General features: G+C 27.3%; 11 protein-coding genes and 7 tRNA genes. 2 read left to right on the forward strand and 16 right to left on the reverse strand.

Annotation, left to right across the window (positions count from 1 at the left end):
- Nucleotides 1–148: 148 nt before the first annotated feature.
- Nucleotides 149–1,366: a peptidoglycan DD-metalloendopeptidase family protein gene (locus tag B5D11_RS04925; RefSeq protein ID WP_180376953.1), complete on the reverse strand. Its 1,218-nt coding sequence runs from the start codon at nucleotides 1,364–1,366 to the stop codon at nucleotides 149–151.
- Between the two features lie 382 nt (nucleotides 1,367–1,748).
- On the opposite strand from B5D11_RS04925, the gene B5D11_RS04930 reads away from it, so the two are divergent.
- Both B5D11_RS04930 and B5D11_RS04935 read left to right on the forward strand, forming a co-directional pair.
- The gene (locus B5D11_RS04930; protein WP_078681938.1) at nucleotides 1,749–2,735 is read left to right on the forward strand and encodes a DnaD domain protein; all 987 of its coding nucleotides are present in this window, start codon (nucleotides 1,749–1,751) and stop codon (nucleotides 2,733–2,735) included.
- On the forward strand, nucleotides 2,728–3,708 hold the full coding sequence (locus B5D11_RS04935; protein ID WP_078681939.1) for an ATP-binding protein: 981 nt from the start codon (nucleotides 2,728–2,730) through the stop codon (nucleotides 3,706–3,708). Before B5D11_RS04930 ends, B5D11_RS04935 begins: the two co-directional genes overlap by 8 nt.
- Nucleotides 3,709–3,904: 196 nt before the next feature.
- On the opposite strand, the gene B5D11_RS04940 is transcribed toward B5D11_RS04935, so the two are convergent.
- The 15 genes from B5D11_RS04940 to B5D11_RS05010 all read right to left on the reverse strand — a co-directional run bounded on the left by B5D11_RS04940 (nucleotide 3,905) and on the right by B5D11_RS05010 (nucleotide 11,934).
- Nucleotides 3,905–4,282 carry a PTS glucitol/sorbitol transporter subunit IIA gene (locus B5D11_RS04940; RefSeq protein ID WP_078681940.1) on the reverse strand — a complete coding sequence of 126 codons (378 nt, stop codon included), beginning with the start codon at nucleotides 4,280–4,282 and terminating at the stop codon, nucleotides 3,905–3,907.
- Between the two features lie 52 nt (nucleotides 4,283–4,334).
- Nucleotides 4,335–5,333 (reverse strand): PTS glucitol/sorbitol transporter subunit IIB, encoded by a 999-nt coding sequence (locus B5D11_RS04945; RefSeq protein WP_078681941.1) that lies wholly within the window; start codon nucleotides 5,331–5,333, stop codon nucleotides 4,335–4,337.
- A gap of 103 nt (nucleotides 5,334–5,436) precedes the next feature.
- A complete protein-coding gene (locus B5D11_RS04950) occupies nucleotides 5,437–5,967 on the reverse strand; it encodes a PTS glucitol/sorbitol transporter subunit IIC (protein ID WP_078681942.1) in 531 nt (176 codons plus the stop codon).
- Nucleotides 5,968–6,036: 69 nt separating this feature from the next.
- The gene (locus tag B5D11_RS04955; protein WP_078681943.1) at nucleotides 6,037–7,080 is read right to left on the reverse strand and encodes a glycerol-3-phosphate dehydrogenase; all 1,044 of its coding nucleotides are present in this window, start codon (nucleotides 7,078–7,080) and stop codon (nucleotides 6,037–6,039) included.
- 15 nt (nucleotides 7,081–7,095) lie between these two features.
- Nucleotides 7,096–7,542 (reverse strand): transcriptional regulator GutM, encoded by a 447-nt coding sequence (locus B5D11_RS04960; protein ID WP_078681944.1) that lies wholly within the window; start codon nucleotides 7,540–7,542, stop codon nucleotides 7,096–7,098.
- A 1-nt stretch (nucleotide 7,543) separates the two neighbouring features.
- Nucleotides 7,544–9,415, reverse strand: coding sequence for a BglG family transcription antiterminator (locus tag B5D11_RS04965; protein WP_078681945.1), 1,872 nt, complete (start codon nucleotides 9,413–9,415; stop codon nucleotides 7,544–7,546).
- Nucleotides 9,416–9,430: 15 nt separating this feature from the next.
- Complete coding sequence (locus B5D11_RS04970) at nucleotides 9,431–10,231, reverse strand: SDR family oxidoreductase (protein WP_078681946.1); 801 nt, start codon at nucleotides 10,229–10,231, stop codon at nucleotides 9,431–9,433.
- Nucleotides 10,232–10,583: 352 nt separating this feature from the next.
- Nucleotides 10,584–10,660, reverse strand: a tRNA-Asp gene (locus B5D11_RS04975).
- 41 nt (nucleotides 10,661–10,701) lie between these two features.
- A tRNA-Val gene (locus B5D11_RS04980) sits at nucleotides 10,702–10,777 on the reverse strand.
- Between the two features lie 4 nt (nucleotides 10,778–10,781).
- Nucleotides 10,782–10,856 (reverse strand) — tRNA-Glu (locus tag B5D11_RS04985).
- Nucleotides 10,857–10,865: 9 nt separating this feature from the next.
- A tRNA-Thr gene (locus B5D11_RS04990) sits at nucleotides 10,866–10,940 on the reverse strand.
- A 4-nt stretch (nucleotides 10,941–10,944) separates the two neighbouring features.
- Nucleotides 10,945–11,021 (reverse strand) — tRNA-Asp (locus tag B5D11_RS04995).
- A 41-nt stretch (nucleotides 11,022–11,062) separates the two neighbouring features.
- Nucleotides 11,063–11,138, reverse strand: a tRNA-Val gene (locus tag B5D11_RS05000).
- 4 nt (nucleotides 11,139–11,142) lie between these two features.
- A tRNA-Glu gene (locus B5D11_RS05005) sits at nucleotides 11,143–11,217 on the reverse strand.
- Nucleotides 11,218–11,559: 342 nt separating this feature from the next.
- The gene (locus B5D11_RS05010) at nucleotides 11,560–11,934 is read right to left on the reverse strand and encodes a CoA-binding protein (protein ID WP_078681947.1); all 375 of its coding nucleotides are present in this window, start codon (nucleotides 11,932–11,934) and stop codon (nucleotides 11,560–11,562) included.
- Between the last annotated feature and the right edge of the window lie 125 nt (nucleotides 11,935–12,059).

A 12,059-nucleotide genomic window follows, 5' to 3' on the forward strand; every position in this document is an offset into this window, starting at 1 on the left:
ATAATCTTACATTCTGATATATATTTATTTAGTGTAATGCCCATTACCTTGCGCTCAAATCCTTAAGTTTTTTGCATTTAGATACTCATATAAATAATTTATTTCAATTAAAATCAGAAATTAATGTAAATGTAATGGAAGATTTATATTATTTGTTTTTTATATCATTTAAATATTTAGTAGGATCTTTAGGAACTCCATTTATTCTTATTTCAAAATGAAGATGTGGTCCTGTGCTGTTTCCTGTACTTCCAACTTCTGCAATTTTTTCACCCTTTTTTACCTTTTGACCTTCTGATACTAAAAGTTTACTGCAATGTCCATAATAAGTCTCAATACCATCGTTATGTTTTAATTTAATTAAATTACCATAGCCGCTAGCCCAACCTGAATATGTTACAGTGCCATCAAGAGCAGCATATATAGGTTCCCCTAAGTTTGCTGCTATATCAAGTCCTTCGTGCATTCTGCCCCACCTCATACCAAAATTTGAAGATATTGTGCCTCGTGAAGGTGATACAAAAGAAGTACTTGCTGTTTTATCTTTATCTTCATTACTTTTAGTACCTTTTAATATAACTTTATTTACTGGAGGTATAGTAACTTTTTCACTTATAACTTTTGAATCTATTATATTATTATTTTGCATTGTAATTTCTTTTAATACAATCTTTTCCCCATACTTACCTTGATTTTCAATTTGGCTTTGTCCTTCTAAAATACTGTTTGATGATTTTATAATAGTTTCTGGAGAAATATTTTTTGTACTTTGAGAAGTACCTTTAAATTCTATCACTAATAGAGGTTTCTTTAACTTTGAATTTACTTCTATAATTCTTTCTTTAACTTTATCAACATCATCTACATCTTTTAAAAGAGTTTTCTTTTTTTCATATGTGATTTTATTTTTTACATTACTTTCTTTTATATTAACTCCATTTTTAGAAGCATAATAGTTTGCTACCTTATCTAAAGCTTCTTTTCCTTCCATTTGACTAGCAATTATTGCTATTTCTTTACCATCACAAAGCATGGAAAAGGCTTCTACTTCTATTCCTCCATTTTGAATTATAGATTTTTCTAATAATTTATCATCAATTAAATAATCTTCATTTACTTTTGAATTAAAAACAAAAATACTATCTTTAAAATTTGTACTTTTAAATCTATTTTCTAATTCATTATTTATTTTTGCTATTTGTTTAAGTGCATTTTCATCAGCTTTAACATATGCTACAGCTTTATCAAAAACTTTAATTTCATATGCATTGGGAGTATTTTCTTTGTAATAAACAGAGGATACTGCTATAGTTCCTGCAAAACTTGCCAAACTTAAAAATTTGTAAAATTTATTTCTTTTAATCAAAAATTTATCCTCTCCTTTCACTTTAGATAATATTCCCAATATTTCATCAAAATATAACATTTTTAAAACATTCTATAGCTATGAATAAAATTTAACTAAATGTTAATATTTAAAAAGATATATTATGTACGAGATATATATAATATAAAAATCCTTATTATATATAAAACTTTAAAGTTTTATATATTTATTTAGTAAATTATTAATACTATATTTAAAAATAAGATATAGCATTAGCACTTGTTTAAATCATTATTTTACTAGTCTATATTTACTTTTCATGTTATGTATCTACATATTGAGTATAAACCTATATTTTGTTATAATTGTTCTATGTGATACTATATATTGTATAAAATTAGTAAAGGAAGGCTGTGGTATTATGAGCACTTTTATGTTTAAAAATAAAGCTCAAGATTACACACCTGTTAGTAATATTTTTATAGATAAATATATGACTAAGGCTCGTGGTGATTTTGTCAAAGTATATATTTTAGGACTTAAATACTGTATGTCAGGTGAATTAGGGGTTAGTTCTTCTATACTTGCAAGCACTCTTCATCTTTTAGAAACAGATGTACTAAATGCTTGGAACTATTGGAATGATGAAGGTGTTATTAGAATGGTTCCTATAGATAACATGGGGAATTTTAACATTCAGTTTTTAGATTTAAATGACTCTGTATCTTCAGACAATGAAAATATAAATCTTTTAGAAGAATTAAATAAAAGTACTACAAAAGATATGCTTAAAGAAATAGAAAAACTTTTAGGAAGACCTTTATCTACTAAAGAAATGACTCTTTATATAAGCTGGCAAAAAGAATATAACTTTTCTTTAGAACTTATACTTCTTTTAATCCAATATTGTGTTTCAAAAGGTAAAACAGATTATAGATATATAGAAAAAATAGCTATAACTTGGTATGATTCTAAAATCACTACAGTTGATGCAGCTCAAGCTTTTATAAAAAAACATGAAGACAAATGGATTAAAATTAGAAAGATTTTAAATTATTTAGGTATAAAGGATGCAGAAGTTATGAAGCCTCAAGAAGAAATGCTTGATAAATGGATTAATATTTATAAATTCCCACTTGAAGTTATTTTTAAAGCCTGTGATATTTGCTTTGAAAGAATAAATAAAGCTGAGTTTAAATATATAGATGGGATATTAGGAAGTTGGTATAAAGATGGTTTATTCACTCTTGAAGCAATAGCTAAAAAAGATATAAAAAGAAATAATACTAAAAAAAATAATAACTTTAAGTATAATAATAATAGTACTTTTAATAATTTTGAACAAAGAACATATGATTTTGACGAGCTTGAAAAAAAGTTATTAGGATGGGAGACTAACAATGATTAACGGTTATCAATCTGAAATACTTAAAATATATGAAAATATACGTGAAGAAGAAAACAGAGCTCTTGAAAAAAGAAGAAAAGAAATTGAAGAAAAACTTCCTGAAATTATAAATATTGAGCAGCAAATTGGTAAACTCTGCGTAGAAGTTTCTATGAGTACTTTTAAAAATATAAAAAATAGGGATGAATATATAAAAAGTCTTAAAGAGAAAATTACTGATTTAAGAGTTCAAAAGTCTGAACTCTTATCTAAATATGGTTACCCAATAACCTATCTTGAACATAATTATAAATGTGAAAAATGTAAAGATACTGGATTTATAGGAACTAAAAAGTGTTCATGTTATAAACATTATTTAGTAAAAGTTTATTATAAAAATTCAGACTTAAAGGAATTAACTCGTGAAAATAATTTTGATAATTTTAATGTAGAATACTACTCTTTAAGAAAAACTGGCAGTGAACCAGAAAGTCCGCGTAAAAATATTGAAAAAATTGTTACAAAATGTATGGCTTTTATACGAAACTTTCAATCTTCAAATGAAAATCTTCTTTTTTATGGACCTTCAGGTACAGGTAAGTCTTTCTTATCTATATGTATAGCAAAAGAGCTTTTAGATAAAGGATATCTTGTAGTTTATAGAACTGCTGAAAATTTAATTCAGAATTTAAAACGCATACGTTTTGAAGGTGATGAAAATCTTGAAGATTTGCTTATAAACTGTGATTTACTTATTATAGACGATTTAGGTGCTGAACAAATAAGCGATTTTTCTAAAACAGAACTTTTTAATCTTTTAAATAAGAAAATTTTAAAAAACAAAAATATGATAATATCAACAAATTGCAAACTAGAAGAAATACTTCAAATTTACTCTGAAAGAATAAGCTCTAGACTTCTTGGTAATTTTACTCTTCATAAATTTTTTGGAGATGATATTAGAATAAAAAAGAATTTAAATAAAATAAGGTAAAATAACTAAAATATAAGTAAAATTTTTAAAGTTCCATATTTAATTCTATATTCTTCTTTAATAAACTAATCCAGTAGATAGCATATAAAAATGCTTTCTACTGGATTAGTTATTTTACTATGCTCAGCAGACAATATTTTTACATTTTTTTATACATTTATTAATATATGCAATATTTGCTGTATCCAAAAACATTTCATTCATCCTTTACCTTATTATTTTTTATTGTAATTTTTGTTCCTATAGAAATATTAGTTATTGGCTTTTGTTCAACATATAATGAACCTGCCATTATATTTTCTATTTCGCCTCTAAAATCAATTGTAATATGCCCTAAGTCTCTTAAATTTTTGTTTACTTGTTCCCCAACTGCTATAATTTTATATTCACTTTCATCAATCAAAAATATATCTCCAACTTCTATAGAATCTTTAAGTTCATTTTTATTAATAAGAAAACAATAAGGTCTCAATTCAGGGGGAGCATCAAATCCGAAAAGTACTATCATTCCTCCATTTAAAAATTCATCAGCATTTAAACCAATTTCCAATATTTTTGTAGAATAAATAATCATAATCCTTTTTCTCCTTAGCCATTTATTTTATGTCAATTTAATTTATTAATATTTACTTATAAAGTCCAAAACTAGCTAGCCAAGCTACAAATACTCTGGGTACTCCATTTAAAAATCTTGAATATAAAATTGATGGTACACCTACTTGAACTGTTTCAGGTTCTGCCTCTTCAAGTCCAAGTCCAACAGGTATAAAATCACATGCATTTTGAGTATTAATTGCAAACAATGCAGGTAATGCTAAATTAGGAGCTATATTTTTTTTACCTATTTCTACACCTATAAGTGTTCCTATTACCTGGGCAATAACTGCACCTGGTCCTAAAAGAGGTGATAAAAATGGTAGTGAACATACAAAGCCTATTAATAATAACCCCCATATACTTCCTGCTAATGGAGCCATTATTTTAGCAAATACATTCCCAATTCCACTTCCTTGAATAATACCAATCAACATTGATACAAATGCCATAAAAGGTAATATTGTATTTAATACTGTCTGTACTGCTTCTCTTGAAGATTGAAGCATTATTGCAATTGCTTTACCTGCTCCCATACCAAACTTAGCTATAATGCTTCCTTTTTCAGCATTCTGTGCTGTTAATTTTTTATCTGTAGTATATACTTCAGCTTTTTTATTTGTATTTGTTACAGTTACAGGTATATCTTCTTTTTCATCAACTAATGAAATTTGATTTAATCCTACATTAGATACATATATATCTTCAGTTATATATTTTGCTAAAGGACCAGATTTGCCTGTAGCTATAATATTTACTGTTGGAATTCCTTTTTGAGGATAAATGCCACATCTTAAAGTTCCACCACAATCAATAATTGCTAAAGCAATCTCATTTTCTGGAATGGAAGTTTTAAATCCATTTACTGCCTCCATTCCAGTAAGTTCAGCTATTTTGTCTACAATAGCTGGTTTTTCTCCTCCTCCTACAACATAAATAAATTTATGTTTTTCTTCAGTAGGTGTTATAATTAATGGACCTCCCCATCCACCTTTGCCTTTTTCTATTTTAATACTTCTATAATTAGCCATTTTAATACCCCCTTATAGTTTAGTTTCTTTACTTAAAGTAATACCAGATTTTCTGCAAACATATCCAGTTTTATCCCCCCAACAAGTGAAGATATCCCCCCTGTCAGCTTAAAGTAATACCAGATTTTCTGCAAACATATCCAGTAGTAAAATCAGTTACATATGCACCAACTGCATTCATTACAAGACCAACTAACATATATCTTACTGCTAATGGTGTAGTACTCAAACCAAGAGTTTCAATACCAGCTGCAATTCCTAAATAAACAAAAAGTTCACCTGGATTGATGTGTGGAAATAATCCATTACTTGTATGACAAAACTGTGCTAATGCTGCATAATAACTGGGTTTATAATATTCTGGCAAAAATTTTCCTAATGTAAATGATGCGGGATTACCTAACATAAATGCTGCAACAAAAGGTAAAACCATATTCCTCATTATTGAATATTTGGAAGCCCACTGTGCAAATTTATTAACTCTATCCTGCCCTATGAGACTAATTACAGTATTCATAAATACTAATAACAATAATACTAATGGAACTATACCAGACATCCAGCTTATAAATACATTTGCCCCTGTTTTAAATAAACCTATAAATCCTTCTGCAATCTTAATAAAAAAGTTCATTTTACACTCCCCTTTATATAATATTTTTAGTTAAATACTTTTTATAAATTTCTTTTTCTGTTTCAAAATTTATATTTTTTCTGTTTCAAAATCTTTCCACGGAATATTAACAGCTGCATTATTATTTATGATATCGTCTACATGCATTAGAAGTGGAAAATCGCTCAAATCAATAGTTCCTCTCTCTGCCATACGTCTAATACATTTTGCTGTACGAGTTGCAATAACAATAGATTCTAATGTAACGCCTTTTAACTTTTCAATTGCTTTTTCAAAAGATAGCCCTTGCCCTAGTAAAGTTCCTATTTTTCTAGTTCTTCCTCCAAAAATTGTTACATAAAGATCTCCTGCACCATAAATTATATTTTCTTCACCACCTCCAATTAAATTTAATATATATTTCATTTCTTTAATGCTTTGCCCAAAAAGAGCTGCTTGAGAATTATAATGTTCAACTCCTTTTCCATCAGGACCTATTGCTATCCCAATAGATAAAGATACTCCTAATGCATAAGCATTTTTAAGAGCTACTGCACACTCTACTCCTCTTACATCTGTAGATAAGCTTACATGATAGTATGAAGTTTCAAATAAATTTTTAAATTTTCTAAGTATATTTATATCTTTACCACAAAATACAACAGTAGAATTATCTTTATCTGCTAATTCATAACTTGTACATGGACCTCCTATTGCATTTATAGAAAGTTTTTTGTCTTTAGGAAGTTTGCTTTCAAAATATTCTGGATAAGTAATCATAGTACCATCTTCCATATCTATCATTCCTTTTGTAACCGACAATATAGGAACATTTTCAGGTATAAGATTTAAAATATTATCTGCAAACCAATCAATTCCAAAACTACTTACTCCACAAACAACAAAATCTGCTCCTTTTAATGCTTGTGCTACGTTTTCAATTTGATAATACTCAATACCCTCTGATGGTAAATAACGTTTTAATGTAGGATGAAATCCTGTAGTCCTAGCAGTTTCAATAATATCTCTATCTAAAAAAGTACCAACAAGTCTTACAGTATTTTTATTTTCTACAGCTGGAAAAGTTAATGCAGATGCCATTTGTCCAGCCCCTATAAAAGCTATAATAGCCATATTAAATTATCTCCTTTACCCAACAAATTTTTTATATAATTGTCCAAATGGTGATTTTTTTTCAGGAATTTTATGCCCATTTATAAAAGCATTATAATTATTTACTGCATCCATTACAGCCTCTCTTGTAATTTTTAATTCTTTTTTCATTTCATCATCTTCTAATCTTATATCACCAATATTTCTTCCATTAAATTGATTAAAATCACGAAATTTTGCTAAAATAGTTGTTCCTTGCAGCTTTTTTCCATAACGTATTACCCCATTATTATCAATAGAAAACAGTATAATAGTACCTGACTGTATTTTACCTGGGCGTCTGCCAATAGCTACTTTGCCTTCCCGTCTCATTTTACTGTATTCATCACCAAAATGTTTAATTTGTTTAAAACCTAAATAATATTGAAGTGCAAAAGCAGACATTATAAATATACTAATAAAAATCATAAATTTAATGTTCATCTTACAAATATCCTTTCATTAAAAATTTACTAAAGTCATCTATTGAGTTAATCTCTTGAAGCATATTGATAAGATTTTTTTCACTAATTATAGTAAATAAATAATTATACATTTTCATTAACATTTCCTCTTGAATACTGTTCATTTTTTCAGGTATTACTAAAAAGAAAATTATTTTAAGATTATCTTTCTCTGGATTTAAAATGCCTAATGTTAAATTTAACTTATCAACTATTTTATCTGTCAAATGAGGAAATGCAACTCCATTTTCATAAATCATTGAACTTAAATTTTCTTTTTTTTCGAAGTTTTTATAAATATTTTTTGAAACAATACCCTCTTTAATTAAAGCTTCAGTAATTAATCTAACATTATTTCTATATCCTTTATCGCCATCTAGATGCATTACATTAATATTTACAACTTCACTTATTTTTTCAATAAGAGCATTATTTCTACTTTCTATTTCATTTATTTTTTGAGTTAATATATTTTTATCAATTATACCATTTATCTGAATAATAGGAAGGTAAACGTCCATAGATACATTTTCGGTACTAAAAAGTATTCCATATTCGGATATATCTTTTGTAACTAAATCTGAAGTGGTTAAAAAGTCTATTTTTGAATTTAATCCAATTACTTCTTTAAGCTGTCTTTGAATAAGTTCAAATGCTCCTCTTCCAGCATTTGTTATTACAGCAGCATTTTTTATATTATTACTTTCATCGTAAATAGTTTTTCTTTCATCAAGTATTAATGCAAAATATACAGCAAGATAACTTATATCAACTGTAGTACTAAATAAATTATATTTTTCCCTAAGTACATTCATTGATGTTTTTGCCAATTCAAAAGCTAAAGGAAATTTTATTTTTATTTGATCTGAAAAAATATCTCTTACAGGAATTTTAAATATTAATCTATTAATAAGAAATAATAAATGATACCTGACTTTTTCGAAAAAATCCTCTTTATCAATGTGAATCACAAACTTTTCTTCTACATTTTTAAGCATTTCATTTACAATATCTATTAATTGTTTTTCATTTTTAGTATTATCTACATTAGATGTATACACAGAATTTCTAGTATTTATAGGAAAAGATATAAAATCGATTTCTTCATTATTAATATTAATTTTAAATATATTTTTAATTTCCGTTATAAAATCATTTAATTTACTGCTATTGGCTTCGAAATTTTTATACATGGGAATTTTTGTGTTTAATAAATTCCCATTTTTAATCCTATATATACTTACTAAGGTTGATTTATAAATTAAATATCTACTTAAATTGTTTAATTTATAGTGTTCAGATAATGATTTTATCATATTAATAAATTTATTATTTATAAAAATTTTACTTGGGAAATAATCAAAAACTTCATAAATCAATATCAATCGTTTACTAAATTCACTGCCATTTAATTTTATTCCTTTATTAGGCACTCCTACTATCTCTGCACCATATTTTTTTAGTATATTTTTTGCTTTCTTTAAATCATTATTGACTGTACCTCTACTTACATTCATATAATCACAAAGATCTAGTATATTTACATAAATCCCTTTATCAATTAGTTCATAAAACAAATATGCTATCCTGCATTTATAATCATTAAAATCATACATATTTGCCCTATATAAGTGCTTATAAAACTTATCTTCATCCAAAATATTAAGTGTAATTATATGTCCATCTTCTATTATATTAACATCTAATTCATTTTTGTATATGTGTTTAATTTCTTTAACATAATTATATATATCACATTTAGAATCTACTTCTTCTAAAATTTCTTCACTAGATAATTTGTTTTTTAAAAGCAATAAATTCAGTAATTTATTTATATTTGCATAGCTTGGCACAACTATCCCTCCAAACTAACCTCTTGACTTCCCTCCTGTAATGTTAATTACAGTTCCAGTAATATAAGAAGCCTTATCAGAAGCTAAGAAACTAACAAGGTATGCAATTTCATCTAATTTACCCACTCTACCTAAAGGAATACTCTTTTCATAACCATAATCAAGCTGGTCTACACTTATGTTTCTTGTATATGCTAAAGCTTTATTGTATTCAGGAGTAGTAAGTCCTGTCTTTTCATTTATACCTGGTGCTACACCTACAACTCTAATACCAAATTTCCCAAGTTCTTTTGCCCATGATCTTGTATATGAATTTACTGCTCCCTTTGTTGCAGAATATAAGCTTTGTCCTACAGATCCTTCCATTCCAGATTCAGAAGATATATTAATTATCACCCCTTTTATTTTTTTATCAATCATATGTCTAACTACAGCTTGAGTAACAAATACAACACCTTTTTGATTAACATTTACCATTTTATTAAATGCTTCTTCATCAATTTCATATTTTCTTTCATTACTATAAAAATCAACAAGTAATCTTGGTAAATTAATCCCGGCATTGTTAACTAACACATCAATTTTACCAAATTTTTTAACTGCTTCTTCTACCATAGAATTTACACTGCAAATTGAAGTTACATCTGTTTTAATATTATATACGCCATCACCATTTCCAGTTTCAACATTTAAATCTGCAACAATAACATTTGCTCCATTTTCTTTTAACTGGTTAGTAATATGCAATCCTATGCCTGAATTGCCTCCAGTTACAATAATTGTTTTGCCATTAATGTTTAACCAATTCTCTGTCATATCATTTTACCTCCTTACCTCTTGATTAAATTATAAGCCTTTAAATGATAAGAATTAATACACTAAAATTTTCATAAGTATCATAATTCTTTGTACTAATTCTGAAAAATAATAGGCATATAAATAGCATTAATATAATAAAATCAAAATTAATATTACGTAAGGAGTATATATTTTAAAAAAACATAATAAATTTAATCTTTAATTAATAATAATAACTTTTTCAAAAATATTATTACTATCTTATGCATTATTTATATTGTGTTATTCGTTATTTTTAGTAAATACATATTTGTACTTAAAATAACAAAAAGTCCCAAACAAAATGTTTGAGACTTTTTATTATTTACTTTGGCGACCCAGAAGGGGCTCGAACCCTCGACCTCCGGCGTGACAGGCCGGCACTCTAACCAACTGAGCCACTGGGCCACATATATTTAAATATTTTATTATTATAGTGATAATCACTATGGTGGGCACAACAGGGCTCGAACCTGTGACCCTCTGCTTGTAAGGCAGATGCTCTCCCAGCTGAGCTATGCGCCCATAGTGGTGACTCCTAGGGGAATCGAACCCCTGTTACCACCGTGAAAGGGTGGTGTCTTAACCGCTTGACCAAGGAGCCTTATTTAATTGGAGCTGGCAATAGGAATCGAACCTACAACCTGCTGATTACAAGTCAGCTGCTCTACCGTTGAGCCATGCCAGCATTTTGGCGACCCAGAAGGGGCTCGAACCCTCGACCTCCGGCGTGACAGGCCGGCACTCTAACCAACTGAGCCACTGGGCCATATATATTTAAATATTTTATTATTATAGTGATAATCACTATGGTGGGCACAACAGGGCTCGAACCTGTGACCCTCTGCTTGTAAGGCAGATGCTCTCCCAGCTGAGCTATGCGCCCATAGTGGTGACTCCTAGGGGAATCGAACCCCTGTTACCACCGTGAAAGGGTGGTGTCTTAACCGCTTGACCAAGGAGCCTTATTTAAATTTGTTTTGTCAGCTCTCAAGACCCGACATAGAATATAATACATAAAATTTAGATTTATGTCAACATATTTTTTTATTTTTTTCGTTTTTATTCAAATATATTTTTATAATATATAATAAAACTACATATTTAATCTATTTTCTCTTATATGCTTATTATAGATATTTAATATTACTGTTTTAGTTTTATCTGTAACTAATTTTTCTAAGGAAATTTTATAATAATTATTTATATTACAAGCATATTTTAATTAAATAATTATTAAATTAAAATATCTATTTATACTTTTTATAAATAGATATTTTATATTATTCTAAAAAATTAATTAAAATTTATTTACGTTTTGATAATTCTACTAATGCGCAGCCTTCTATTGCAGTTATTCCATTATTTTTACAAAATTCTAAAATTTCTTCACTTTCTGCTCCAGGCTGTATTAGAACTTTATCTATATTAAGTTCTTTAGCCTCTTTAATAATGCTTAATCCTTTTATAGGATTTATACATAAATCAAGTACATCTATTTTATATGGAACTTCTTTAATGCTTTTATATGTATTACCTGATGTATCTTTAGGATTTACACCTTCTACATTAAAACCTGCATTTTTTAAAGCATTTAATATTTTATAAGCATATTTGTCTGGATTAAGAACATCTCCAGCTACTACCCAATTTTTAAAATTTAAAAATTCTCCTGCATTCACAAAAATCATCTCCTTAATAGTTTGATAAACTACATTTGTATTGGTTTTGTTTAAATTTTGAAAATTAATATATAATACTTTGTTATATTTATTATAACTTAAATAATTATTTTACATAAGTATAT

It is taken from the genome of Clostridium sp. USBA 49 (assembly GCF_900167505.1).
GTDB classification, from domain to species: Bacteria; Bacillota; Clostridia; order Clostridiales; family Clostridiaceae; genus Clostridium_AT; species Clostridium_AT prolinivorans.

Coding starts and splice junctions, on each gene's coding strand:
- B5D11_RS04940 (WP_078681940.1), bottom strand. CDS start 4,282: ATGATTATTTATTCTACAAAAATATTGGAAATTGGTTTAAATGCTGAT.
- B5D11_RS04955 (WP_078681943.1), bottom strand. CDS start 7,080: ATGGCTATTATAGCTTTTATAGGGGCTGGACAAATGGCATCTGCATTA.
- B5D11_RS04945 (WP_078681941.1), bottom strand. CDS start 5,333: ATGGCTAATTATAGAAGTATTAAAATAGAAAAAGGCAAAGGTGGATGG.
- B5D11_RS04930 (WP_078681938.1), top strand. CDS start 1,749: ATGAGCACTTTTATGTTTAAAAATAAAGCTCAAGATTACACACCTGTT.
- B5D11_RS04935 (WP_078681939.1), top strand. CDS start 2,728: ATGATTAACGGTTATCAATCTGAAATACTTAAAATATATGAAAATATA.
- B5D11_RS04950 (WP_078681942.1), bottom strand. CDS start 5,967: ATGAACTTTTTTATTAAGATTGCAGAAGGATTTATAGGTTTATTTAAA.
- B5D11_RS04960 (WP_078681944.1), bottom strand. CDS start 7,542: ATGAACATTAAATTTATGATTTTTATTAGTATATTTATAATGTCTGCT.
- B5D11_RS04970 (WP_078681946.1), bottom strand. CDS start 10,231: ATGACAGAGAATTGGTTAAACATTAATGGCAAAACAATTATTGTAACT.